General features: G+C 67.2%; 24 protein-coding genes and 1 riboswitch. Of the genes, 4 read left to right on the top strand and 20 right to left on the bottom strand.

Annotated elements, in window-relative coordinates:
- Positions 1-70: 70 nt before the first annotated feature.
- The 3 genes from J2W36_RS24600 to J2W36_RS24590 are packed head-to-tail and all read left to right on the top strand — an operon-like array spanning position 71 to position 2,080.
- Positions 71-514, top strand: coding sequence for a DoxX family protein (locus J2W36_RS24600; protein WP_307692416.1), 444 nt, complete (start codon positions 71-73; stop codon positions 512-514).
- A gap of 46 nt (positions 515-560) precedes the next feature.
- Positions 561-1,115, top strand: a complete 555-nt coding sequence (locus J2W36_RS24595) for a flavodoxin family protein (protein ID WP_307692415.1) — start codon at positions 561-563, stop codon at positions 1,113-1,115.
- Positions 1,116-1,162: 47 nt separating this feature from the next.
- Entirely contained in the window at positions 1,163-2,080 is a 918-nt protein-coding gene (locus J2W36_RS24590; RefSeq protein WP_307692414.1) for a pirin family protein, read from the top strand.
- Between the two features lie 17 nt (positions 2,081-2,097).
- On the opposite strand, the gene J2W36_RS24585 is transcribed toward J2W36_RS24590, so the two are convergent.
- On the bottom strand, positions 2,098-2,883 hold the full coding sequence (locus J2W36_RS24585) for a sulfurtransferase (protein WP_307692413.1): 786 nt from the start codon (positions 2,881-2,883) through the stop codon (positions 2,098-2,100).
- A 98-nt stretch (positions 2,884-2,981) separates the two neighbouring features.
- Between J2W36_RS24585 and dnaE the strand changes: the two genes are divergently transcribed.
- A complete protein-coding gene (gene dnaE, locus J2W36_RS24580; RefSeq protein WP_307692412.1) occupies positions 2,982-6,482 on the top strand; it encodes a DNA polymerase III subunit alpha in 3,501 nt (1,166 codons plus the stop codon).
- 27 nt (positions 6,483-6,509) lie between these two features.
- Here the strand turns inward: dnaE and tolA are convergent, their stop codons facing one another.
- The 19 genes from tolA to J2W36_RS24485 all read right to left on the bottom strand — a co-directional run bounded on the left by tolA (position 6,510) and on the right by J2W36_RS24485 (position 22,786).
- Positions 6,510-7,646, bottom strand: coding sequence for a cell envelope integrity protein TolA (gene tolA / locus J2W36_RS24575; protein WP_307692411.1), 1,137 nt, complete (start codon positions 7,644-7,646; stop codon positions 6,510-6,512).
- A gap of 3 nt (positions 7,647-7,649) precedes the next feature.
- On the bottom strand, positions 7,650-8,087 hold the full coding sequence (locus J2W36_RS24570) for an ExbD/TolR family protein (RefSeq protein ID WP_307692410.1): 438 nt from the start codon (positions 8,085-8,087) through the stop codon (positions 7,650-7,652).
- A 2-nt stretch (positions 8,088-8,089) separates the two neighbouring features.
- Positions 8,090-8,800, bottom strand: a complete 711-nt coding sequence (gene tolQ / locus J2W36_RS24565) for a protein TolQ (protein WP_307692409.1) — start codon at positions 8,798-8,800, stop codon at positions 8,090-8,092.
- On the bottom strand, positions 8,797-9,234 hold the full coding sequence (ybgC, locus tag J2W36_RS24560) for a tol-pal system-associated acyl-CoA thioesterase (protein WP_307692408.1): 438 nt from the start codon (positions 9,232-9,234) through the stop codon (positions 8,797-8,799). Before ybgC ends, tolQ begins: the two co-directional genes overlap by 4 nt.
- Complete coding sequence (locus J2W36_RS24555; RefSeq protein WP_307692407.1) at positions 9,231-10,415, bottom strand: pyridoxal phosphate-dependent aminotransferase; 1,185 nt, start codon at positions 10,413-10,415, stop codon at positions 9,231-9,233. Before J2W36_RS24555 ends, ybgC begins: the two co-directional genes overlap by 4 nt.
- A 2-nt stretch (positions 10,416-10,417) precedes the next feature.
- Complete coding sequence (gene nusB, locus J2W36_RS24550; RefSeq protein ID WP_307692406.1) at positions 10,418-10,957, bottom strand: transcription antitermination factor NusB; 540 nt, start codon at positions 10,955-10,957, stop codon at positions 10,418-10,420.
- Positions 10,954-11,418, bottom strand: coding sequence for a 6,7-dimethyl-8-ribityllumazine synthase (gene ribH, locus J2W36_RS24545; protein WP_307692405.1), 465 nt, complete (start codon positions 11,416-11,418; stop codon positions 10,954-10,956). The genes nusB and ribH overlap by 4 nt, the downstream gene beginning before the upstream one ends.
- Positions 11,419-11,420: 2 nt before the next feature.
- Entirely contained in the window at positions 11,421-12,575 is a 1,155-nt protein-coding gene (gene ribBA, locus J2W36_RS24540; protein ID WP_307692404.1) for a bifunctional 3,4-dihydroxy-2-butanone-4-phosphate synthase/GTP cyclohydrolase II, read from the bottom strand.
- A complete protein-coding gene (locus J2W36_RS24535) occupies positions 12,572-13,237 on the bottom strand; it encodes a riboflavin synthase (RefSeq protein WP_307692403.1) in 666 nt (221 codons plus the stop codon). The genes ribBA and J2W36_RS24535 overlap by 4 nt, the downstream gene beginning before the upstream one ends.
- 67 nt (positions 13,238-13,304) lie before the next feature.
- Complete coding sequence (gene ribD / locus J2W36_RS24530; protein WP_307692402.1) at positions 13,305-14,420, bottom strand: bifunctional diaminohydroxyphosphoribosylaminopyrimidine deaminase/5-amino-6-(5-phosphoribosylamino)uracil reductase RibD; 1,116 nt, start codon at positions 14,418-14,420, stop codon at positions 13,305-13,307.
- 110 nt (positions 14,421-14,530) lie between these two features.
- On the bottom strand, positions 14,531-14,992 hold the full coding sequence (locus J2W36_RS24525) for a type IV pilin protein (protein WP_307692401.1): 462 nt from the start codon (positions 14,990-14,992) through the stop codon (positions 14,531-14,533).
- A complete protein-coding gene (locus tag J2W36_RS24520) occupies positions 14,989-17,178 on the bottom strand; it encodes a pilus assembly protein (RefSeq protein ID WP_307692400.1) in 2,190 nt (729 codons plus the stop codon). Before J2W36_RS24520 ends, J2W36_RS24525 begins: the two co-directional genes overlap by 4 nt.
- A gap of 22 nt (positions 17,179-17,200) precedes the next feature.
- Positions 17,201-17,950, bottom strand: a complete 750-nt coding sequence (locus J2W36_RS24515; protein WP_307692399.1) for a pilus assembly PilX family protein — start codon at positions 17,948-17,950, stop codon at positions 17,201-17,203.
- Entirely contained in the window at positions 17,947-18,726 is a 780-nt protein-coding gene (locus J2W36_RS24510) for a PilW family protein (protein ID WP_307692398.1), read from the bottom strand. Before J2W36_RS24510 ends, J2W36_RS24515 begins: the two co-directional genes overlap by 4 nt.
- The gene (gene pilV / locus J2W36_RS24505; RefSeq protein WP_307692397.1) at positions 18,713-19,225 is read right to left on the bottom strand and encodes a type IV pilus modification protein PilV; all 513 of its coding nucleotides are present in this window, start codon (positions 19,223-19,225) and stop codon (positions 18,713-18,715) included. The genes J2W36_RS24510 and pilV overlap by 14 nt, the downstream gene beginning before the upstream one ends.
- A 41-nt stretch (positions 19,226-19,266) precedes the next feature.
- Positions 19,267-19,836, bottom strand: a complete 570-nt coding sequence (locus tag J2W36_RS24500; protein ID WP_307692396.1) for a GspH/FimT family pseudopilin — start codon at positions 19,834-19,836, stop codon at positions 19,267-19,269.
- Positions 19,837-19,903: 67 nt separating this feature from the next.
- Complete coding sequence (gene nrdR / locus J2W36_RS24495) at positions 19,904-20,347, bottom strand: transcriptional regulator NrdR (protein WP_307692395.1); 444 nt, start codon at positions 20,345-20,347, stop codon at positions 19,904-19,906.
- 97 nt (positions 20,348-20,444) lie between these two features.
- On the bottom strand, positions 20,445-21,689 hold the full coding sequence (gene glyA, locus J2W36_RS24490; protein WP_307692394.1) for a serine hydroxymethyltransferase: 1,245 nt from the start codon (positions 21,687-21,689) through the stop codon (positions 20,445-20,447).
- 42 nt (positions 21,690-21,731) lie between these two features.
- Positions 21,732-21,858: riboswitch (ZMP/ZTP riboswitch) on the bottom strand.
- Between the two features lie 73 nt (positions 21,859-21,931).
- A complete protein-coding gene (locus tag J2W36_RS24485; RefSeq protein WP_307692393.1) occupies positions 21,932-22,786 on the bottom strand; it encodes a lytic transglycosylase domain-containing protein in 855 nt (284 codons plus the stop codon).
- Positions 22,787-22,883: the final 97 nt, after the last annotated feature.

The following is a 22,883-nucleotide window of genomic DNA, read 5'->3' as shown; positions in this document are numbered from 1 at the left end:
TCCCCAAAGCCGCCTGACTGGGCGGCTTTCCCTTGTTCTTCGATTTTTTCTTCAACCTCAGGAGTTTTCCATGGCCTCTTCCAATACCGCTCCCTACACGTCCACCGGCGTGACCACCACCTCCACGCAGGACGTGATCGCACTCGTCGGCCGCATCCTGATCGCTTACCTGTTCATTCCCGCTGGCATCGGCAAGCTCATGGGCTTTGCCGGCGCCGTGGGCTACATCAGCTCCGTCGGTCTGCCACTGCCGCAGGTCGGTGCGGTGCTGGCGATCATCGTCGAGCTGGGCTTCGGCATTGCGCTGCTGCTCGGTTTCAAGACCCGCATCACGGCCGTGGTCCTGGCCGTGTTCACGCTGGCAGCGGCCGTGTTCTTTCACAAGTACTGGTCGGCACCTGACGCGATGAAGATGGCGCAGATGATCAACTTCAACAAGAACATCGCCATCGCGGGTGGCCTGCTGGCTTTCGCTGCGTTCGGCCCTGGCCGCCTGAGCATCGACAAGAAATAAGCTCGCCCCCAAACCTCTCTACGTTCACTCTTTCATTGCATTCATCATGTCCAACATTGCAGTTGTCTACCATTCCGGCTACGGCCATACCCAACGGGTGGCGCAGGCCGTTGCCGAAGGTGCCCAAGCCCAGTTGATCGCCATTGACGCCGAGGGCAACCTGCCCGAAGGCGCCTGGGAAACCCTGGCCGCCGCCGACGGCATCATCTTCGGCACGCCGACCTACATGGGTGGCCCGAGCTGGCAGTTCAAGAAATTCGCGGACGCTTCGTCCAAGGCATGGTTCACCCGTGCCTGGCAGGACAAGGTGTTCGGCGGCTTCACCAACAGCGCCAGCTTCAATGGCGACAAGCAGGTGACCCTGATCTATCTGCAGACGCTCGCGTCGCAGCACGGCGGCATCTGGGCCAGCCTGGGCCTGCCGCCTGCCAACACCAAGGCGGCGACCCGCAACGACATCAACAATTTGGGTGGCTCGGTGGGTGCGCTCGTGCAGTCGCCGTCGGACGCCAGTGCCGCCGAGATTCCGCAGGGCGACCTGGACACGGCCAAGCTCTACGGCAAGCGCGTGGCCGACATCGCTGCCAAACTGCGCGGCTGATCGACGCCTTTTTCACCATCACTGCCGCTGCCGGCAAGGAGTCCGCCATGAATGATCTGCTCGTGCTGAAACCTCATGACAAGGACCTTGGCGGCGGCTTCCATGTGCGGCGCCTGCTGCCCGCCGCCCAGCGGCGGTCGGTGGGCCCTTTTGTTTTCTTCGATCATTTCGGTCCTGCCACCGAGGAGCCGGACCAGTCGCACGACGTGCGGCCGCATCCGCACATCGGTCTGGCCACGGTCACCTACCTGTTCGAGGGCGCGATGATGCATCGCGACAGCCTGGGCAGCGTGCAGGAAATCCTGCCCGGCGCCATCAACTGGATGACGGCGGGCCGTGGCATCGTGCATTCGGAGCGCAAGCCTGAGCGTCTGCGTGATGACGTCTACGTCAACCATGGCCTTCAGCTGTGGGCGGCCCTGCCGCAGGCCTTCGAGGAGGTCGATCCCAGTTTCATCCACACGCCCGCCGGCGCGATTCCCGAGGTCGATGTGCAGGGTGCTCGCGTTCGCGTGCTGATCGGCAGTGCCTTCGGTGCCAGTTCGCCGGTGGCGACTTTCGCCGAGACCCTGTATCTGGATGTCGCGCTGACTGCCGGTGCCCGTTTCGTGTTGCCGCCGCTGGCACCCGAACTCGCGCTCTATGCGGTGGGCGGCGATATCGAGGTCGACGGCGCGCCATTGGCTGCGCACACCATGGCCTTGCTGCCGGACGGCGAAGGTGCCACGGTGACTGCCGCGCAGGCCGTTCGCCTGATGGTCGTCGGCGGCGCACCGCTCGATGGCCCGCGCTACATCACCTGGAACTTCGTGTCGAGCCGGCGCGAGCGCATTCTGCAGGCCGGCGAAGACTGGGCCGCGCAGCGCATGGGCCAGGTGCCGGGCGAAACCGAATTCATTCCGTTGCCGGGCCACCCGTTCAAGGTGCAGAGCCCAGCGCCCGACACCGGCACCACGCCGGTCTGAGCCAGGGCAATCGCGTTTCAGCCCTTGCGGGCGAGGTCAGGGTCTTCGGCAGCGCGGGCGCTGGCGGCGCTGCCGGTCGCGCTCAGGTCGGGCGCCAACGTCCGGCGGCCGTCGAACACGAAGCAGTCGCCGCGGTAGTGCGCGCCGCCGATCTCCTCGAAATACTTGAGGATGCCGCCTTCGAGTTGCAGCACGTTGTCGATGCCGGCTTCTCGCATGAGGATGGCCGCCTTCTCGCAGCGGATGCCGCCGGTGCAAAAGCTGACCACCGTCTTGCCGGCCAGTTCGTCCTTGTGCGCGAGCAGGGCTGGCGGGAACTCAGTGAACTTCGAGATGCGCCAGTCGATGGCGCCTTCGAAGGTGCCGTGGTCGACCTCGAAGGCATTGCGCGTGTCGAGCAGGGCGATCGCCTGGCCCGCGTCGTCGTGCCCCTGGTCGAGCCAGCGCTTGAGCGTGGGCGCGTCAACGCCCGGCGCACGGCCGGCCGCCGGCTGAATGGCCGGATGGTCCATGCGGATGATCTCGCGCTTGACCTTCACCAGCATGCGCCGGAAGGGCTGTGTGGCCGACCAGCTCTCCTTGGTCTCCAGGTCGGCGAAGCGCGGATCGGCACGCAATTCGGCGAGGAAGGCGTGGACGGCGTCCGCCTCGCCCGCGAGGAACATGTTGATGCCTTCGGGGGCGAGCAGGATCGTGCCCTTGAGCTCGCGCGCCACGGCGCTGGCTAGCAGCACAGGGCGCAGGGTTTGCGGGTCTTCGATGGCGCTGAAGAGATAAGCGGCGATGTTGAGGATCTGTGGCACGCATCCATTGTAAAAGCCCGGCCGTGCGGCCAGCGCCTAGCACAGACGGCCGACCCTGCGTCCGCGTTGTGGCAGTAGCGACTTTCTACAATGGCGCGATGTTTGTACACCTGCGCCTGCACACCGAATTCTCCGTCGTCGACGGCACCAACCGCATCGACGAAGTCGTCAAGGCCGCCGCGGCCGACCAGCAGCCGGCACTGGCCATCACCGACCTCAACAACCTGTTCGGCGCAGTCAAGTTCTACAAGGAAGCGCGCGGCAAGGGCGTCAAGCCGGTGCTGGGCGCGGAGGTGTTCCTCGAAGGACTGGGCGCCGAAATCGGCGCGCTGACGCGTATCGTGCTGCTGGTGCAGAACACCGAGGGTTACCTGCATCTTTCCGAACTGCTGGCGCGCGCCTGGACGCAGAACGTCGGCCGGGGCCAGTCGCAGGCGGTCTGCAAGCTCGAATGGCTCCAGGAGCTCAACGGCGGCCTGATCGCGCTGTCGGGCGCGCAGGCCGGGCCGCTGGGCGCGGCGCTGCTGCAGGGCCATGCGGAGCGCGCCACGCAGGTGGCGCTGCAGATGGCCAGCCTGTTCCCGCACCGTTTCTACATCGAGCTGCAGCGCGCGGGCCGTCCCGAAGACGAGCCGCATGTGATCGCCGCCGTGCAACTGGCTGCGCGCCTGGGGCTGCCGGTGGTGGCGACGCACCCGGTGCAGTTCGCGTTGCCCGACGACTACGAGTCGCACGAGGCGCGCGTGTGCATTTCCGAGGGTGAAATCCTTGGCAACCAGCGCCGCGTGCGCAAGTTCACGCGCGACCAGTACTTCAAGTCGGCCGCCGAGATGGAGGCGTTGTTCGCCGACGTGCCCAGCGCCATCGCCAACACGGTGGAGATCGCCAAGCGCTGCAGTCTCACGCTGGTGCTGGGCAAACCGCAGTTGCCGAACTTCCCGACGCCTGACGGCATGCCGATCAACGACTACTTCCGCCTGGCGTCCTTCGAAGGGCTGGAGGCGCGCCTGGCGCACCTGTACCCCGAGGCGGCCCAGCGCGATGCCCAGCGGCCGCGCTACGTCGAGCGGCTGGAGTTCGAGATCAAAACGATCCTGAACATGGGCTTTCCCGGCTACTTCCTGATCGTGGGCGACTTCATCAACTGGGCCAAGAAGAACGGCTGCCCGGTCGGCCCCGGCCGGGGATCGGGTGCGGGCTCGCTGGTGGCGTATGCGCTGAAGATCACCGACCTCGACCCGCTCGAATACAACCTGCTGTTCGAACGTTTCCTGAACCCCGAACGCGTCTCGATGCCCGACTTCGACATCGACTTCTGCCAGGGCAACCGCGACCGCGTGATCGACTACGTCAAGGACAAGTACGGCCGCGACGCCGTCAGCCAGATCGCCACCTTCGGCACCATGGCCGCGCGTGCGGCCATCCGCGACGTGGGGCGTGTGCTGGACATGAGCTACATGTTCTGCGACGGCATCAGCAAGCTGATTCCCAACAAGCCGGGCATGTCGGTCACGCTGCAGTACCCGCCCAACCCGAAAGTCGAAGGCGACAAGAACAACTACGCCATCGAGATGGAGCCGCAACTGGCCGCGCGCATCGAGAAGGAAGAGGAAGTGCGCATGCTCGTGGAGCTGGCGCAGAAGCTCGAAGGCATGACACGCAACATCGGCATGCATGCGGGCGGCGTGTTGATCGCGCCAGGCAAGCTCACCGACTTCTGCCCGCTCTACCAGCAGCCGGGAAGCGACTCGGCGGTGAGCCAGTACGACAAGGACGACGTGGAGGCCGTGGGCCTGGTGAAGTTCGACTTCTTGGGCCTGGCCACGCTCACCATCCTGGAGATCGCGCGCGAGTTCGTGGTCAAGCGCCACAAGGGCCAGGAGAACTTCAACTACGAAGACATCAAGCTCGACGACGTGGCCACCTACCGGCTCTTCTCCGACGGCAAGACCGAGGCGGTGTTCCAGTTCGAATCGCGCGGCATGCAAGGGATGCTCAAGGACGCCCGGCCGACGCGCCTGGAAGACCTGATCGCACTGAACGCGCTGTACCGGCCGGGCCCGATGGACCTGATTCCCAGCTTCGTGGCACGCAAGCATGGGCGCGAGCCGGTGGAGTATCCGCATCCACTGGTGGCCGAGATGCTCAGCGAGACCTACGGGATCATGGTCTACCAGGAGCAGGTGATGCAGACCGCGCAGATCCTGGGCGGCTACTCGCTCGGCGGCGCCGACATGCTGCGCCGTGCGATGGGCAAGAAGAAGGCCGAGGAGATGGCCGAGCACCGCGCCATCTTCCGCAAGGGCGCAGCCGTCAACGGCATCGAGCAGGACAAGGCCGACGAAATCTTCGACCTGATGGAGAAGTTCGCGGGCTACGGCTTCAACAAGTCGCACGCCGCAGCGTACTCGCTGCTGGCCTATCACACGGGCTGGCTCAAGGTCCATTACACGGCCGAGTTCTACTGCGCGAACATGACCGTGGAAATGGACGACACCGACAAGCTCAAGGTGCTGTTCGAAGACGCGGTCAAGAACTTCGGCATGACGTTCGAGCCGCCGGACGTGAACCGCGGTTACTACCGCTTCGAGCCGGTGACCGACAAGGTCATCCGCTACGGCCTGGGTGCCGTCAAGGGCACCGGGCAGCTGGCAGTGGAGGCCATCGTCCGGGCGCGGGAAGAGGGCGGACCATTCACCAGCCTCTACGATTTCTGCGTGCGCATCGATCGCCAGCGCATCAACAAGCGCACGGTGGAGGCGCTGATCAAGGCGGGTGCCTTCGACGCCATCCAGCAGAACCGTGCCGCGCTGGTGGCATCGATCGACCGCGCCTTCGACTTCGCCAATGCCACGCAGGCCAACGCCTCGCAGGCCGACATCTTCGGCGACTGTGAACATGGCTCGGCCACCCAGGAACCCGAGCTGGTCGCGGCCACGCCCTGGGGCGTGAAAGAACGCCTGACCTATGAGAAGACCGCCGTCGGTTTCTACCTGTCGGGCCACCTGTTCGACGAAGTCGCGCACGAAGTGCGGCGTTTCTGCAAACGCGAAGTCGGCGACCTGCTCGACAGCCGCGAGCCGCAGGTGATCGCCGGCATCGTGAGCGACATGCGCGTGATCAATGGGCAGCGTGGGCGGCTTGCGATCTTCAAGCTCGACGACAAGTCCGACACGATCGAGGCCACGGCGGATGAAGCCGTGATGAACGCCAACCGCAACACCCTCAAGGACGACGAGCTGGTGATCGTGAGCGGGCGGCTGCAACCGGGCCGGGGCGGGTTCGAAGCACGCTTCCAGGTCCAGCAGGTGTGGGACCTGGCCGCCGCGCGCTGCCGCTTCGGCAAGTTCCTGCGCGTGGCCGTCAACGGCAAGGCGCCAGACATCGCAAGGCTGGTGAAGGACTTTCCGCCGCGCGTGGAAGTGAGCGAAGCGGGTGAATTGCGCATCGGCCTGCCGGTGCGCCTAGCCCTGGCGCGCAACGGCGCGCAGGTCGAGCTGCAGTTGGGCGAGCAGGCCAAGTTCTTCCCGACCGATGCCGCGCTCGCCAGCTGGACGGCGCAGGCCGAAGCGGGCAAGGCCGCGGTCATCTACGAGTGACCGCGCCAGGCCGCACAGCCGTGTGGCCTATCGCTTCGGTCGCAGCGTGACGATCAAGCGCGACGGCACGGTGCCATCGATGTCGCGCGGCAGTTTTTCGGTTTTCTGCAAGGCACGCAGCGCGGCTTCGTCCCAGCTGGGCAGGCCGCTCGACTTGACGAGTTGCGGCGTGCCGACGATCGTGCCGTCTGGTGCCAGCCGAATGTCGAATTCGGCACCCGGATTGCCGTTGACCATGTCCGCGTCGGGATAGACCACATTGGGTCGCACCGCCGCTGCCACCTTGCCGCCGTAGCTGCCCGAGGGGCCGGAGGACTTGGCTGCATTGCCTTCGCCGCCGGAGCCGGCCATGGCCTGCATCCGCTTGAGCGTGGCGGCGCGATCCGCCGCGGCCTGGGCCGATGCCTTGGCGTCGGCGGCCTTCTTGGCGTCTGCGGCAGCCTGGGCCTTGGCGTCGGCGGCCTTCTTGGCCTCGGCAGCGGCTGCAGCCTTGGCATCGGCGGCGGCCTTGGCATCCGCCGCTTTCTTCGCGTCGGCTTCCTTCTTCTTTGCTGCGTCTGCAGCGGCCTGGCGGGCCTCGGCCGCTTCCTTTTTCTTCGCTTCGGCCTGGGCTTTCTGCTGGGCTTCCTTGCGGTCGGCTTCTTCTTCGGCTCGGCGTTGGGCTTCGAGCTCCTTCTTCTGCTGCGCGGCCTTCTTGGCAGCTTCCTGCTGCTTGGCGAGCCTGTCCTGTTTTTCCTGCTCGATCTCGCGCTCGCGCTCCTTTTGCTCCTTGAGCTTTTTCTCGCGTTCGAGCGCAATGTCGGGCGCGCGTGGCGCTGGCGTAGGGTCAGGCGCCTTCACCTGGGGTGGTGGAGGCGGCGGTGGCGGAGGAGGGGGCGCGGGCGTGGCCACGGGTTCTGGTGCGGGCGCGGGCGGTGGCGGCGCAGGGGCGGGCTCCGGCGGCGGTGTGGGTTCCGGCGGTGCGGCGCGTGGTGCGGCTCGCTGCACCGTGGTCGACCACAGTTCTGCCTCGACGGCGTCCTGCTCCGCGTCGCGCTTCCAGTGAACACCCCAGGTCAGCGCGGCGATCAGCAACGCGTGCGCGACCAGCGCGAGCGCGACGGCACGCGGCGTGCCGCGCTGCGGCGGCGGTGCGAATTCAGGACGGTCGGCTGCGAGCGACATGCCTTACTTGGCGCCCGAGGCCTGCACCGAGAGGCCGACGCGTTCGACCCCGGCGCGCTTGAGCGCGTTCATCGCCTTGACCACCGTCTCGTATTTCACCGATTTGTCGGCACTGATGACCACCGGCCGGTCGGCATCGCCGCCCTGGGCGGCAATGACCACGGCGCCGATCTGGCCGAACGGCACGTTGCTGCCGCCGGAACCGGTCGAGGGGTCCTTCTTGACCTGGATCTCGTCGTCGGTCTTGATGACGATCTCGATCGGCTTGTCGGGCTGCTTGTTGGCTCGGTCGACCGTGGGCAGGTTGATCACGCTGGGCGTGATGAGGGGGGCGGTCACCATGAAGATGATCAGCAGCACGAGCATCACGTCGATGAACGGGACCATGTTGATCTCGTTGATGGTTCGGCGCCCGCGCCCGCGCATGGAAACGGATGCCATGGTCAGCGGCCCGCCACCGCGCCACTGGCGGACGGCTGGTGCACGGAGAGATTGCGCTGCAGGATGTTGGAGAACTCTTCGGTAAAGGTCTCCAGCGAGATGGCGATCTTGTCGATTTCGCGGGCGAAGCGGTTGTAGCTCACCACCGCCGGAATGGCCGAGAACAGCCCGATGGCCGTGGCCACCAGCGCCTCGGCGATGCCCGGCGCCACGGTGGCCAGCGTGACCTGCGTGAGCGAAGCCAGGCCGGTGAAGGCGTGCATGATGCCCCAGACGGTACCGAAAAGACCCACGTAAGGCGACACCGAGCCGACGGTTGCCAGGAAAGACAGGTTTTGCTCGGCCACGTCGAGTTCGCGCTGGAAGCTCGCGCGCATGGCGCGGCGGGCGCCGTCGAGCAGCGTGTTCGGATCGGAAATCTGGCGTTCGCGCAGCTTCTGGTATTCGCGCATGCCGGAGGCGAAGATGCGTTCCATCGGGCCGGCGAGCTTGGCATTCTGTGCGGCCGAGGCGAACAGCTCGTTCAGGCTGGTGCCCGACCAGAAGTCGCGTTCGAACTCGTCGTTGAGGGTACGCATGCGCCGCAGCGCGAAGTGCTTGCGGATGATCGCCGTCCAGCTGGCAATGGAGATGCCCACCAGCAGCAGCACGACGAGTTGCACCACGAAACTCGCGTGGAGCAGGAGGGTAATGATCGAGAGGTCTTGATTCATGGCTTGATAGGTTGAGACATGGAGCTGCAATAGCCCTCGAGGGTTCCCGAAATTTGTGCAGGGATGCGTGCGGGCCGCAGTGTGGCGGCGTTCACCCATCCGATGCGGATGGTGCCTTCGCACAGAACAACGTCCGGCTGCGCCTTGGACAGGACGCGCTGCGCGATGATGATGGAGGCCGATCCCAAATCGCGCAGCTCGGCGGTCACCAGCAGCTCGTCGTCGAGCCGGGCAGGCCGATGGTACTTGAGCTGGGTCTCGCTGACCACGAACATGCCACCGGTCGCCTCGCGCAGCGCCTGCTGCTCGACGCCCAGCGAACGCAACCACTCGGTGCGCGCGCGCTCCATGAACTTCAGGTAGTTCGCGTAGAACACGATGCCGCCAGCGTCCGTGTCCTCCCAGTAGATGCGGATCGGATGTGCATAGCTCATGCTGCAAGCGCGCGCAGCCGCGCGATCGATTCTTCGAGATGCGCCATCGAACTCGCGGTGGAAAAGCGCACGAAGCGGCCGGTGTCGGCCGTGCCGAAGTCGCGCCCGGGCGTGATCGCCAGGTGGGCGCGCTTCATCACTTCGAACGCGAAGTCCCAACTGCCCGATACACCCAGCTTCGCCGCCATCCCACTGCAGTCGGCCCAGGCATAGAAGGCACCATCGGGCATCACGGGCACCTTCAATCCCAGCGCGTCGAGCTGCGGAATGAACCAGTCGCGCCGCGCCTTGAACTCGGCACGCCGTCGCTCGTATTCGGTGATGCTCTCGGGCTCGAAGCAGGCGAGCGCCGCGTACTGCGAGATCGTGCTGGCGCAGATGAACAGGTTCTGCGCCAGCCGCTCGACCACGGGCACCAGCGCCTCGGGCACGACCAGCCAGCCCAGCCGCCAGCCGGTCATGTTGAAGTACTTGCTGAAGCTGTTGATGCTGATGACCTGGTCGTCGATGGCCAGCGCCGTCTGCGCAAAGGCGTCGTCATAGGACAGGCCGAGGTAGATCTCGTCGATCAGCGTGACGCCGCCGCGCCGCGTCACCACCTCGTGGATGCGCCGCAGTTCATCGGGCGCGATCGAGGTGCCGGTCGGGTTGGAAGGCGACGCCAGCAGCACGCCGCGTGTCTTGTCGGTCCATGCGGCCTCGACCTTCTCGGCGCTCAGCTGAAAGCGTTCAGCGGCCGTTGTCGGCACCAGCACAGCATCGCCACCCGCGGCGGTCACGAAGTGGCGGTTGCAGGGGTAGCTCGGGTCGGGCAGCAGGATCTCGTCGCCGGCCTCGACCAGTGTCAGGCAAGCCAGCTGCAGCGCGGCCGACGCGCCTGCGGTGACGACGATGCGCCGTGCGGGGACCTCCACGCCGAAGCGCTGGCGGTACCAGCCGCTGATGCGTTCGCGCAGTTCGGACAGGCCCGTGGCCTGCGTGTACTGGGTCGCACCGGCGCGCACCGCGCGCACGGCGGCTTCCTGCACCAGCGGCGGGGCAGTGAAGTCGGGCTCCCCGATGTTCAGGAAGAGCATCGGCCGGTCGGTGTGGGCCACCTCGCGCGCCATGGTCTGGGCCGCCTTGGCGACCTCCATCACGTAGAAGGGTTCGATCCTTTCGGCGCGTTGGCTGATCCGCATGGTCAGGCGCGGGCCTTGCCGCTGGCGCGGTCGACTTCGACCTCGGCGCTGCGCAGCGTGGGCGCCAGCCCGTTGAGCACGGCGTTCACATACTTGTGGCCGTCGGTGCCGCCAAACTCCTTGGCCAGCTCGATGCACTCGTTGAGCACCACGCGCCAGGGCACGTCCAGGCAATGACGGAATTCATAGACGCCGATCCACATCACCGCATGTTCGATGGGCGAAATCTCCTCCATCTTGCGGTCGAGCAATGGCAGGATCAGCGCGTCGAGCTCGGCCGCTTCGTTGATCGACCCATGCAGCAGTGCGTCGTAGTGCGCCGCGTCGGCCTTGTGGAAGCCCGCAAGGTCGCGCGTGAAATGGTCGATGTCGGTCGGGTCGTTGTGGCCCACGAGGTACTGGTAGAGCGCCTGCAGGGCGAACTCGCGCGCCCGGCTGCGGTTCGACTTGGCCGATGCCTTGCGCGCTCCCGTGCTCGTGAGACCCGTGCGGGGTTGGCGTGGCGGCTTGCCGGGGGAGGTCTGGGAGGTTTCTTCGGTCATGAAAGGGTGGCCATCAGGCGCGCCATTTCGACGGCGACGCGGGCCGCGTCGCGGCCCTTGTCGGTCTGGCGGGCCACGGCTTGTTCGAGGTTTTCGGTGGTGAGGATCGCATTGGCGATGGGCAGCTGATGGTCCAGCGCGATGCGGCTGACGCTCGCGCCGGATTCGTTGGCCACCAGCTCGAAGTGGTAGGTTTCGCCGCGGATGATGCAGCCGAGCGCGACCAGCGCGTCGTAGCCGCCGCGCTCTGCCAGCGCCTGCAAGGCGACCGGCACTTCGAGCGCGCCGGGCACGCGCACGTGGTCGATGTCGGTGTTCGCGACGCCCATGGCTTCGAGCTCGGCCAGGCAGGCCGCGGCCAGTGCATCGGTGATGTCGGCGTTGAAGCGCGCCTGCACGATGCCGATGCGCAGGCCTTGGCCGTCGAGTGGCGCTTCAGCGCCCTTGTTTGCGTGCAACACGTTCAGTCCTTCTGGATATAACCGGTGATTTCGATGCCATAGCCGCCGGCCATGCTCGGCATGCGGCGCGGCGTGCCCAGCAGCTGCATCTTGTGCACGCCGCATTCGCGCAGGATCTGCGCGCCCACGCCATAGCTGCGCAGGTCCATGCGGCCGCGCTCGGGCGCCTGCGCCGGCCGCGCCGTGCCTTCGAACTGGGCCAGCAATTCGTTGCCTGTTTCGCCGCAGTTCAGCAGCACGGCCACGCCGCGCCCTTCCTTGGCGATGTAGGCGAGGCTGGCGTCCAGCCCCCAGGAATGCAGCGATCGGTTGACTTCCAGTGCATCGAGCACCGACAGGGGCTCGTGCACGCGGGCCACGACCGTGTCGTCCGCGTTCCAGCTGCCGCGCACCAGCGCCAGGTGCACGCCGTGGCTGGGCTTGTCGCGAAAGGCGTGGGCGGTGAAGGCACCCCAGGCGGTCTGGATCTCGCGGGTGCCGACTTTCTCCACCAGCGATTCGGTGTGGCTGCGGTGTTCGATGAGCGCGGCGATGGTGCCGATCTTCAGGCCGTGCTCGGCCGCGAAGATCTGCAGGTCGGGCAGGCGAGCCATCGTGCCGTCTTCGTTCATCACCTCGCAGATGACGGAGGCGGGCGAGCAGCCGGCCATGGCGGCGAGGTCGCAGCCGGCTTCGGTGTGGCCCGCGCGCATGAGCACGCCGCCGTCGACGGCTTGCAGCGGGAAGATGTGGCCAGGCTGCACCAGATCGGCGGCCACGGCGTTCGAGGCCACGGCCGCCTGCACCGTGCGCGCACGGTCCGCCGCCGAGATGCCGGTGGTCACGCCTTCGGCCGCCTCGATCGACACCGTGAAAGCGGTCGAATGCTTGGCGCCGTTGCGCGAGACCATTGGCGGCAGGTTCAGGCGCTCGCACATGGCGCGCGACAGCGTCAGGCAGATCAGTCCGCGCGCATGCCGCGCCATGAAGTTGATCGATTCGGCCGTGATGTGATCCGCGGCAATGACGATGTCGCCTTCGTTCTCGCGGTCCTCCTCGTCCACCAGGATCACCATGCGGCCAGCGGCCATATCGGCGACGATTTCCTCGATCGGCGACACGGGCGCGGGTGCGCGCGTGGGGCGGGGCACCCCGATGGATGTGACGGATGCGTTCATGTGTTGTTGTCTTTCTGGGAGGCACCGCCTGCGCCCGGGAGCATGCCGGCTTGCAGCATGCGCTCCACATAGCGCGCGACCGTGTCGATTTCGAGGTTGACTGTGCTGCCTTCGCGCAGCGTGCCGAGCGCGGTGTTCTCGACCGTGTGCGGAATCAGGTTGATGCTCATCTCACTGCCTTCAGCCACGTCGGTGACCTCGTTGACGGTCAGGCTCACGCCGTTGATGGTGATCGAGCCCTTGTAGGCAAGGAAGCGGGCCAGCGCATGGGGCGCGAGCACGCGCAGTTCCCAGCTCTCACCGATCGGTGCGAAGCGGCTGACCGTGCCGATGCCGTCGACGTGGCCCGAGACGATGTGTCCGCCCAGGCGGTCGTGCGCCCGCAGCGCCTTCTCGAGGTTGACCTGGCCGTCTGGCTCGGCCAGCCCCGCGGTCTTGTCGAGCGATTCGGCGGAGATGTCGATCGTGAACTGGCGCGCGGGCAGATCGAGCGAGGTGACCGTCATGCAGGCGCCGTTGAGCGCAATGCTGTCGCCCAGCCCCACGTCGTCGAGATAACCTTCGGGCGTTGAAATGCTGAGCCGCTTGCCGTAGGACGAAGAGCTGCCAAGGTCGCGTGCGGCGACGATGCGCCCCACGCCGGTGATGATTCCGGTGAACATCCGCGCATTTTCGCACCAGCGGGCGCCCCACGGCGTGCCAGTGCGCGCAGGACATGCAATTCGCGGGTCAGAATTCGTCCCGGCCCGCCACCCGTGCCACGATCCGCAGATCCGGTCCGATCATTTCGACGCTGCGGAATTCCAGTGGCAGCGCGCCTGTCAGCTCGGTGAGCGGGCCGCCAGGTTGGCTCTGGCTGGCCATGTCGAGCCCGCTGCCGATGAGCTTGGGCGCCAGGTACAGCAGCAGTTCGTCGACCAGCCGTTCGCGCAGCAGCGAGCCGTTGAGCTTGTGGCCAGCCTCCACGTGCAGTTCATTCACCTCGCGCCGGCCCAGGTCGGCCAGCATGGCGGCCAGGTCGACCTTGCCGTCGGCGTTGGCCAGGCAGACCACGGTGGCGCCGCGCGCCTCCAGCGCCGCAGCGCGCGCCTCGTCGCGGCTGGCTGCGTAGATCCATACGGGGCGCTGGCCGGAGAGGATGCGCGCCGTCGGCGGCGTCTGCAGGCGGCTGTCGACCACCACCAGCGGCGGTTGGCGGTCGGTTTCGACCAGGCGCACGTCGAGCATCGGGTCGTCCTCGATCACCGTGCCCACGCCGGTCAGGATGGCACCGGCGCGCGCACGCCATGCATGGCCGTCCGTGCGCGCGGCCGGGCCGGTGATCCACTGGCTCACGCCGTTGTGCAGCCCGGTCTTGCCGTCGAGCGACGAAGCCACTTTCATTCGCACCCAGGGCGTCTGGCGCACCATGCGGCTGAAAAAACCGATGTTGAGTTCGCGTGCGGCCCGAGCGCCCGGGCCGACCTCCACCGCGACACCGGCCGCCCGCAGGCGTTCGAAACCCTGGCCTGCAACGCGCGGGTTGGGGTCGGCCAGTGCGGCGACCACCCGACCGATGCCTGCGGCGATCAGCGCATCGCAGCAGGGGCCCGTGCGGCCATGGTGCGCGCAGGGCTCCAGCGTGACATACGCCGTGGCCCCGGCCACCGAATGGCCTCGGGACTGCGCATCGCGCAACGCCATGACCTCGGCATGCGGGCCGCCGGTGCGCTGGGTCTGGCCCTGGCCCAGCAGGCGGCCGTCCGGCGCAAGGATGACGCAGCCTACGGCCGGGTTGGGCGGCACGATGCGCTGCGCGGCGCGGGCCAGTGCGAGGGCCTGTGCCATCGGGACGCCGATGGCCATGGTGTCCTCAAGCCCGTCGGAGGACGCGGAGGAACCGGATGAAGCGGAGGAGGGGGAAATCGAAAGGGTCAACGCAAATCTCGGATTTGCCGGCGCCTTCGCCCCGGCGGTCAACGGCCCCAGCAGGCGGCGACCTGGTCGGTGTCGCCGCGCACACCGGCGTGGACGACGCCGCGCGCACCTGTCTGGTCCAGCGTGAATCGGCCGCACGCGTCCGCCGACTGGGCGCCCTGGGGTTCTGCCACCAGAGTGTAGGCCGAGGGCGTCGAGGCCTCCAGCGCAATGGCATAGCGGCCGCCGGGCACGCCACGCAGCGCAGCGGGCAGCACGCTCGCGCCATCTTCGCTCACCGGGTAGGTGCCCTGGGCGGTGGCAACGCGTTCGAGCCAGTGGGCCGCTTGAAGGAGCCCGGTGCGCGCCTCGACCCGATGCGCACGCTGCACATGTTCCTGGTAGCGCGGCAGGCTGATGGCGAACATCACTGCCACGATGGCCGCGGCGATGAGCATTTCGATCAGAGTGAAACCAGCCACGCGCACCTGTCGGCACGTCCGGGAGACGGGGGTGTTCATTGCAGTTGCCGCCAGCTTGGACGAAGGAGCGTGCGGCCGCGCAGCAGGCGCGTGACGCAGGTCTGGCCGGGCGGACAGACGGCGATGGCCTGGTGCGTGGCGGAATCCGCCAGATCCACGCCGATGCCGCTGCCGTCGCGCGATGCAAATCCACCGGCGCTGTTGGCTGTGTCGTCGGCGTAGAGGCGTGAGCGCGGCGCCTGGCCGTCGATGGCATTGAGCGTCGTGCGAAAGGTCCGGGCGCCCTGGGCCGTGGTGTCGGCGGTCGGACAGCTGCCGGCGCTGTGCGAACTGGCTTCGCGCGGCATGCGCAGTGTGTCTGGACGCATGCTCGGCACATCGACCAGTTGTCCGTCGAACCAGGTGGGGTTCGCGATCACGCGTTCGCCGGCCGGCAAGTCCAGGTACCAACCGCGCCGGCGTGCATCACCGGTGAAGGCCACGGCGGTGGACGACAGCGCTGCAAGCGCTGGGGTCCTGGCGCCGGTCGCCGGGTTGAGCGTTTGGCCGGTGAGCTGGTCCCGCCCGCCGGCAATGGGGCCGCTGCTGCGGCCGAAGGTCACGCGGCCCCCTGCGCGGCTGATGCGGGTGTCGTCATGCAGGCCATAGACGCTCTGCGACGCTCGATCGCTGCGGTCGTCGTCGGTGAGCAGGCGGCCCGTGCCGAAGACGACGGTCAGCCCGCCCTCGGGATGCGCAGTCCAGGCCGGTGCACTCGTGATCGGCTGCGGCACGCCGGGAAGGTCGGGCACCATGGCCGTGAAGAATGGCTGACCGTCGAAAGCCACCTGCCATTCGTCTGCGTTCGCGCTGCTGAGGTCGAACTTCCAGAGCCGGCCCTGCAGGTCGCCCGCGTAGGCGACATCGGGCGTGAGATCGCCGTTGAGGTCGATCAGGCGTGGCGCCGCCAGGCCGTTGTGGCCATCGCCAGCCTGCGCCGGGGTGGTGATGCGGCGGATCTCGCGGTCGCCGTCGAGGTACTGCACGAGAAGGACCGCCTTCTCCGATGCGCTGTTGTAGCCGTTGCCGATCACCAGGGCCCAGCGGCCATCGTTGAGCCGGGCGATCTGGCGTGTGAGCGTGGGGTCGCCGCGCTCGCGCACCGGTTCTGCGAACACGTGGCCGAGGTCGGCGTCCGTGGTGGCGGTCTGGTCGAGCACCAGCAGGTTTTCCGGCGCGGCAGTGGCGAAGCGGGCAGGTTCGCTCACGTCCAGAACGGCATAGCCCCTGCCTCCAGCACCCAGGAAGAGGGCGAGGTAGGTCTTCCAGGCGCCCGCGACGAACACGTCAGCGGTGAACGGAGAGCCGTCGACGAAATAGCTGTGCGTGTAGCCTGGCGTGCTCAGCCGCGCGAGCCGTGGGTACAGGCCCAGCGGCACGTAGGCAAGCTTTTCGCGGCCATCTTCAGCGGCAAAGCCATGCAGCATGCCGTCGTTCGCGCCCACGTAGAGCATGGGCGTGCGGCCCGCATGGCGGGTGCGGAACGCGGCGTAATCGTTGCCGGCATGGCCGTCTGCGGGCTGGCCCGGCTGGAGCCAGGGCCGCGAATTCACGATGTCGCCGTGCCGGGAGTCGCGGTCGCGGAACATGCCGCCGGCGCGGTGTTCCTGGCTGCGTTCGCCGCGCAGGTAGGCCAGCCGTTGTCCGCCCTGCGCGTCGGGTTTGCCGCCGACCGACCCCAGTGACGCCTGCTGCGCGGCGGACAACGCATCCCAGGTCCAGGCGATGCCGCGGACGGCAGCGCCATCGGCGCGGGACGACAGCACCGTGCGTGCATCGGGCACAACGTCGCCTGCGTCCAGTCGCGACGCGGTGCTCACCGGTGTCGCAGGTTGCGTGGCCGTGGCCGGTTGCGTGCCCCAGCGTCCGGTCGTCGACATTGCGCCGGTCTGGGCGGTGATCTGGTAGGCGGTCACCTGGCCGCTCCAGGTGCCCGGGTCGTAGCTGGCGACGAAGCCGACCGAGTCGGTTCGGGTCGTACTGGCGCTGGCGACCATGCCGGAGAGAAATGCGGGCGCGCATCCCGTCCGCTCCGGCGTCGCCACATCCGGCGATGTGCTCAAGTGCAGGGGCGCTGCGGAAGCCGGCGCCTGCGTGCAGAGGAGCGCGCAAACAGGCGCGCACAGCAGCTCGACCACAGGGCGTCGAATGCGCAGGCGAAAAGGGAGCAGGGTGGTGCGACGCATGACGAAGCGAGTGCGAAAGGAATCAGGATGCATCGGCCTTCCAGACCACGATGGACTGCAGCACTGCCTGGGTGCCTGGCTTGAGGCCCTGCGCCAACGCGGTGATGCGGTAGATGAAAGGGCGCTGTACATCCGGCGCCAGGCGATGGGCATTGCCGCCGTCCAGGGTGGCGGCCATGTCGTACGGCAGCACCTCGATCCAGTACCAGGCCCGCGCGGTGGACCCGGCGTCGTTGCGCAACAGCGGGCTGCCCACGGCCCCGCCGGTGGCGCGGGTGTATTGGCCATAGGTCGCGGCGACGGCCTTCATGGCGTCGAGGCCGCTCGCACCCGTGGCGGTGTTCCAGAAAGCGGGCGCTACATGGTCGGCCACACACACGCCGGCCACGCAGGACGGCGTGCGCGTGGCCAGTGCGCGCTGCAGGTCCTGCCAGTCCTGCAGGTTTTCGGGCAGGAAGGCGATGCCGGCTGCGACGTCGAGCCGGCGTGGCCGGCAGCCGACATGCGAGGCGTCGGCGCAGGCGGTGCCGTCGGGGTGCTCGCCGCGCACCTCGAACTCCGCATCGCGCAGCATGGCGTGCGCGGCCTCCTGCGCGCGCTGGTCATCGCTGTCGATGCCGGTGATCCGTTCATGAAAGAGCGCCGTTCGTGCAGCCCCCAGGACGAGCAACAGCGACAAAAGCAGGAGCACCATCACCGTGAGGAGGGATGCACCCTGCTGGTCGCGCCAGGCTGCGCGGCGATGGCTTGGTCGATCGGCGTTGCGCATCATGGCGCCGTCGAAGTGCGCAGGGCGAACACCTGGCGCAGCACCAGCCGTTGCCGTCCGGTGCGAGTCACATCAGCCCCGCGGCAGTCTCGGTAGCTGTCGTTGCCAGCGGCTGCAGCGGGCAGGTCGCCCTTCAGGTCGATGCAGACCTCCACCGCGCGCACGTCGCGCCACAGCGACTGCGCTGTGAGCTGCGAGGCGTTGAGCCGCCGGGTTTCTTGCAAGGCGTTGCGAACGCGGTACATGACTTGGAAGTCGGCGACTTGCCCGATCAGCGCCTGGTTCTTGGAGGCCGTGCGGCACCGCAGCTCGCCGCGGCGCAGGAAGAAGGTGCTGTCAATGCGTTCGCCGGTCCGCACGACTTCTGACAGGCAGTCGAGCCGATGCGCGTCCGACGCCGCGGCAGGCTGGTGGCTGACCGACAGCGTGTCCGGCTCCGTGCCCGCGCCATCGCTGCCTGCAACGAGGCTCGACCCTCCCGCGAATCCGATCAGGCGGTCATCGAACACGTGCAGGCCGGACGCCGGGTCGTGGGTGGGCTCGAGCGCGCCGGCCTGTCGGACATGCCGTCCGATCACGCGCAGTGCGAAAGCGCCTTGCGTGTGCAGCTGGTGCAGGTCACCCACGCTGCCTGATGATTGTCGCGCCATGCTCAGCGCACCGAGTGCGGCGACGATCACCATGGCACCCAGTGCCAGGCCCACGAGCATGTCGATCAGTGCAAGACCGCGCGGGCGCTGGTGCCTGCCGGGGCGGCGTACGGCCTCAGGGTTGGACATAGACCAGGTGGCAGATCAAACCGGCGGGGCATTCGACCGGCCCTGCCTGCAGTTGGAAGGGGCGTGCCATGTCCGCGTCGGACGTGCTGGAGCGGTCGTTCGCGCGCCACCCCACCATCACGCCAAGCTGCCTGCGTTGCGCAGCAACGGCTTCCTCGTCCGGTGAAAGAAAAACCTGCGCGCGGCCCATGGGAAGGGCTCCCGACGCCGACGCTCGCCAGTCGGCCAGATCCCACGCCGCGAGTTTGGCGGGGGAACAGGCTTGCGCGGTGCAGTCGCCGGGAGCGGACGCGCCCGTGTTCCAGTCGCTGGCATAGCGTCCCAGGGCGGCGAAGCCTTCGGGGTTGTCCCGCGTGCGCTCCGCCAGATCGTCGATGACATGCAGTGCCTGCGCACGGTATGCACTGCCCTGCATGTCGACCAGGGTGTGCAACTGCGCCCCCAGCAGGCCCAGCACGCCGACCGCAAGAACCAGCAGCGCGACCAGGGCTTCGAGCATGGCGCTCCCGGAGTCCGATCGGTGGGGGCTGGGTTGGCGGCTCAGCATGCGGTGACGCCTTGCCGCGTGGCAAGCCTGCCGCCGCTCGTCATGCACAGCGCGACCGTGTGGGACGCGCGCGCGTCGCGCAGCGGCCGGACGATGAAGCTGATCGACCCGCTGCCGTTGAACTGGCCTTGCCGGTCGACGGCCATCACGGCATGGTTGGCGGTGAAGTAGATCGAGACACCGTCCGTGCGGGGCGCGGTCTGCAGCAGCTGTTCGCCCCGGTCCAGCAGGTTGTTGTCGTTCAGGTCTGCAAAAACGATCCAGCCGCAGTCCCAGTGCCCGGGCTGGATGGCGCTGGAGCAGCTGTCAACGGGTGCGCGCCGCATCACGATTTCGCCGCCGCGCTGCAAGGCTTCGACGCGTGCCAGATAGAGCGATGCCGTCAGTTCCTCGACGGCCAGGCGCACCCGGTGGCGGTCCATGACCGCCTGAAAAGCCGGTAGCGAGACAGCGGCCAACAGCGCCGTGATGGCGACGACCACCAGCCATTCCAGGGCCGCGAACCCCTCATGGCGTCGGCATTCGAGCGACGCGGTGCAGGGTGGGGCATTCGTCTGGTGCATGCCTGCACGATGCCAGACGCCAGCGCGTTATGGCCTTGCAGCGCGGGCTACGAAGGTCGATTTCCGGTCAAATGTCGCGAAGCAATTGACGGAATTCGTCGATGTCCTCGAAGCTGCGATAGACCGAGGCAAAGCGCACGTAGGCCACCTTGTCGAGGCTCTTGAGTTCGCGCATCACGAGTTCACCCACCTGTTTGGAATCGATCTCGCGGCGCGCGCTCGACAGCAGTTCCTGCTCGATGCGCAGCAGCGCCTTGTCGGTCTGCTCGGCACTCACCGGCCGCTTGCGCAGCGCCAGCATCATGGAGGCCCGCACCTTGGTCGAATCGAAGTCGGCACGGCTGCCGTCCTTCTTGACCACGACCGGAAAGTTGACGTCAGGCCGCTCGTAGGTCGTGAAGCGTTTCTCGCAGGCGGCGCACTGCCGGCGGCGACGCACGAAATCGCCGTCTTCCGAGACGCGGGTCTCCACGACCTGCGTCTCGGCGTGACCGCAGAAAGGGCACTTCATGCAGCCTTGTCGCCCGGCGCCGGGCTGCCCCAAGGCGAGCGCTGCCCCCTCGGGGAGCAGCGAGGACACGACGTGCCGAGCGTGGGGGCCACGTTCTTCAGCGGTAGACCGGGAACCGGCTCGTCAGGGCGTGCACCTTGGCGCGTACGGCCTCGATGTTCGCTGCGTCGCGCGGGTTGTCGAGCACGTCGGCCACCAGGTTGGCGGTCAGGCGCGCTTCCTCGTCCTTGAAGCCGCGCGTCGTCATCGCCGGGGTGCCGATGCGCACGCCGCTGGTGACCATCGGCTTTTCCGGATCGTTGGGGATCGCGTTCTTGTTGATGGTCATGTGCGCGCTGCCCAGCACCGCTTCGGCTTCCTTGCCGGTGATGCCCTTGGAGCGCAGGTCGACCAGCATGACGTGGCTTTCGGTGCGGCCGCTCACGATGCGCAGGCCGCGCTGCGTCAACGTCTCGGCGACGATCTGCGCGTTCTTGACCACCTGCTGCTGGTACGCCTTGAACTCGGGCGCCATCGCTTCCTTGAAGGCCACGGCCTTGGCTGCGATCACGTGCATCAGCGGGCCGCCCTGCAGTCCGGGGAAGATGGCGCTGTTGATCGCCTTCTCATGCTGCGACTTCATCAGGATGATGCCGCCGCGCGGGCCGCGCAGGCTCTTGTGGGTCGTGGAGGTGACCACGTCGGCATGTGGCACCGGGTTCGGGTACACGCCCGCGGCCACCAGGCCGGCGTAGTGGGCGATGTCGACCATGAAGATCGCACCGACGTCCTTGGCCACCTTGGCGAAGCGTTCGAAATCGATGCGCAGCGAGTAGGCCGAGGCCCCCGCGATGATCAGCTTGGGCAGGTGTTCGTGCGCCTTGCGCTCCATCGCGTCGTAGTCGATGGCTTCGTTCGCGTCCAGGCCGTAGCTCACCACGTTGAACCACTTGCCGCTCATGTTGAGGGGCATGCCGTGGGTGAGGTGGCCGCCTTCGGCCAGGCTCATGCCCATGATGGTGTCGCCAGGCTTCAGGAAGGCGAGCATCACGGCTTCATTCGCCGAGGCGCCGCAATGCGGCTGCACGTTGGCGGCGTCGGCACCGAAGATCTGCTTGATGCGGTCGATGGCCAACTGCTCGGCCACGTCGACATGCTCGCAGCCGCCGTAGTAGCGCTTGCCGGGGTAGCCTTCGGCGTATTTGTTGGTGAGCTGCGAGCCCTGGGCCTGCATGACGGCCGGCGAGGCGTAGTTTTCGCTCGCGATCAGCTCGATGTGGTGTTCCTGGCGGGCGTTCTCGGCCTGGATGGCGGCCCAGAGTTCGGGATCGGTCTGTTCGACCAGGATGTCGCGGTGGTACATGGCAGTCCTTTGAAGACGGTGGTCCTTGTTGTTCAAGCAAACAAGGGCTGCCCAGGCGAACGGCTGATCGCCCCATGGTCAGATGGAGCGGCACGCTTCCCAGTGGTGAGTCCACGTCAGCGCAAGTTCCTGAAAAGGTCTGCGCCTATCGCCAGTCGCGTACCCCACCAGTGTACCCGAGCCTTGCCTTTGTGTGCCTGGCAGGAAATGGCTGCGCGACCCGTGTCCGTCAGCCGCGGGTGTCAGGACCCGGCAAGCAAAGCCACCTTGGTGGTGTTGTCCGCTGCTGGAAGCTCCTGGGCCTTCGCCACGGGCAGCGAAGTGGCTGCTGGCGGTTGGGTGCGCATGGACGGCGTTGCCGGAATCGACGTGGACGGCGCGCGGCCCCCGGCCACTTGACGCAGCCGCTCATGCTCGGCCATGACCTTGCCAGCGTAGCCGCCGTCGTCCGCCATGTTGGCCGCGCCGACGTAATAGCGCAGGCCGCCTTCGAGCGAGCCGGCGCGCGAAATGCATTCCTGGAGCACCTTGACGCCCACGCGCATGTTCGTCACCGGGTCGAACGCCGCGAGCGTGCCGCCAGCGCTTTCATATTTGTCGCCGTGCACACGCGTGAGCACTTGCATCAGGCCCTGCGCACCCACGTGGCTCTGTGCAAACGGGTTGAAGCTGGACTCGACAGCCATGATCGCGAGGATCAGCGTGGGGTCGAGCTTCGTCTTCTTGCCGAGTTCATAGGCTTCTGCGACGAGCACGCTCAGTGGTTCTGCAGCCACGCGGTATTTTTTGCTCAGCCAATAAGCGACGGCGGCCTGCTGCTTGGGCAGTTCGAGCGGGCTGGAGGCCGTTGTGCGCTCGATGGCATTGGGCGGCAGCGCGGTGGCTTCGGGCGCCGGCATGCGCGACTGCAGCCAGCCCATCAGGTGGACTTCACCGGTCTGGCGAAGATCGGGCCGGGCCATGAGGGCCAGGCAGACGAACACGGTCGACAACCCCAACAACGCAAAACCGTTGTGGGTGATTTCGAAGAAGCCATCGGCTACATCGGAGGCGAAGGTTCTAAGACCTTTTGCCGTGGCTTCAAAAGCCTGTGACATCGCTCTTTCCTTTCTTATGCGGCACCCGGTCGTTGCCTGCACAGGGAAGGCGATGAACGAAGCTGGTGACGCTTGGATTGGTAGGGATCAGGTCCGC

Source organism: Variovorax ginsengisoli (genome assembly GCF_030811835.1).
Classification (GTDB): domain Bacteria; phylum Pseudomonadota; class Gammaproteobacteria; order Burkholderiales; family Burkholderiaceae_C; genus Variovorax; species Variovorax ginsengisoli_C.
The sequence above is the reverse complement of the archived record's forward strand: the minus strand, read 5'-3'. Positions and strand labels throughout refer to the sequence as shown.

Excerpts from the sequence above, each read along its gene's own strand:
- J2W36_RS24525 (WP_307692401.1), bottom strand. The coding sequence starts at position 14,992 with ATGAACACCCCCGTCTCCCGGACGTGCCGACAGGTGCGCGTGGCTGGT.
- J2W36_RS24520 (WP_307692400.1), bottom strand. The coding sequence starts at position 17,178 with ATGCGTCGCACCACCCTGCTCCCTTTTCGCCTGCGCATTCGACGCCCT.
- J2W36_RS24595 (WP_307692415.1), top strand. The coding sequence starts at position 561 with ATGTCCAACATTGCAGTTGTCTACCATTCCGGCTACGGCCATACCCAA.
- nusB (WP_307692406.1), bottom strand. The coding sequence starts at position 10,957 with ATGACCGAAGAAACCTCCCAGACCTCCCCCGGCAAGCCGCCACGCCAA.
- J2W36_RS24590 (WP_307692414.1), top strand. The coding sequence starts at position 1,163 with ATGAATGATCTGCTCGTGCTGAAACCTCATGACAAGGACCTTGGCGGC.
- J2W36_RS24485 (WP_307692393.1), bottom strand. The coding sequence starts at position 22,786 with ATGTCACAGGCTTTTGAAGCCACGGCAAAAGGTCTTAGAACCTTCGCC.
- ribBA (WP_307692404.1), bottom strand. The coding sequence starts at position 12,575 with ATGAACGCATCCGTCACATCCATCGGGGTGCCCCGCCCCACGCGCGCA.
- J2W36_RS24510 (WP_307692398.1), bottom strand. The coding sequence starts at position 18,726 with ATGTCCAACCCTGAGGCCGTACGCCGCCCCGGCAGGCACCAGCGCCCG.
- J2W36_RS24515 (WP_307692399.1), bottom strand. The coding sequence starts at position 17,950 with ATGATGCGCAACGCCGATCGACCAAGCCATCGCCGCGCAGCCTGGCGC.
- tolA (WP_307692411.1), bottom strand. The coding sequence starts at position 7,646 with ATGTCGCTCGCAGCCGACCGTCCTGAATTCGCACCGCCGCCGCAGCGC.
- J2W36_RS24535 (WP_307692403.1), bottom strand. The coding sequence starts at position 13,237 with ATGTTCACCGGAATCATCACCGGCGTGGGGCGCATCGTCGCCGCACGC.
- J2W36_RS24570 (WP_307692410.1), bottom strand. The coding sequence starts at position 8,087 with ATGGCATCCGTTTCCATGCGCGGGCGCGGGCGCCGAACCATCAACGAG.
- nrdR (WP_307692395.1), bottom strand. The coding sequence starts at position 20,347 with ATGAAGTGCCCTTTCTGCGGTCACGCCGAGACGCAGGTCGTGGAGACC.
- ybgC (WP_307692408.1), bottom strand. The coding sequence starts at position 9,234 with ATGAGCTATGCACATCCGATCCGCATCTACTGGGAGGACACGGACGCT.
- J2W36_RS24555 (WP_307692407.1), bottom strand. The coding sequence starts at position 10,415 with ATGCGGATCAGCCAACGCGCCGAAAGGATCGAACCCTTCTACGTGATG.
- dnaE (WP_307692412.1), top strand. The coding sequence starts at position 2,982 with ATGTTTGTACACCTGCGCCTGCACACCGAATTCTCCGTCGTCGACGGC.
- pilV (WP_307692397.1), bottom strand. The coding sequence starts at position 19,225 with ATGCTCGAAGCCCTGGTCGCGCTGCTGGTTCTTGCGGTCGGCGTGCTG.
- J2W36_RS24600 (WP_307692416.1), top strand. The coding sequence starts at position 71 with ATGGCCTCTTCCAATACCGCTCCCTACACGTCCACCGGCGTGACCACC.
- tolQ (WP_307692409.1), bottom strand. The coding sequence starts at position 8,800 with ATGAATCAAGACCTCTCGATCATTACCCTCCTGCTCCACGCGAGTTTC.
- J2W36_RS24500 (WP_307692396.1), bottom strand. The coding sequence starts at position 19,836 with ATGCACCAGACGAATGCCCCACCCTGCACCGCGTCGCTCGAATGCCGA.
- glyA (WP_307692394.1), bottom strand. The coding sequence starts at position 21,689 with ATGTACCACCGCGACATCCTGGTCGAACAGACCGATCCCGAACTCTGG.
- ribD (WP_307692402.1), bottom strand. The coding sequence starts at position 14,420 with ATGGCCATCGGCGTCCCGATGGCACAGGCCCTCGCACTGGCCCGCGCC.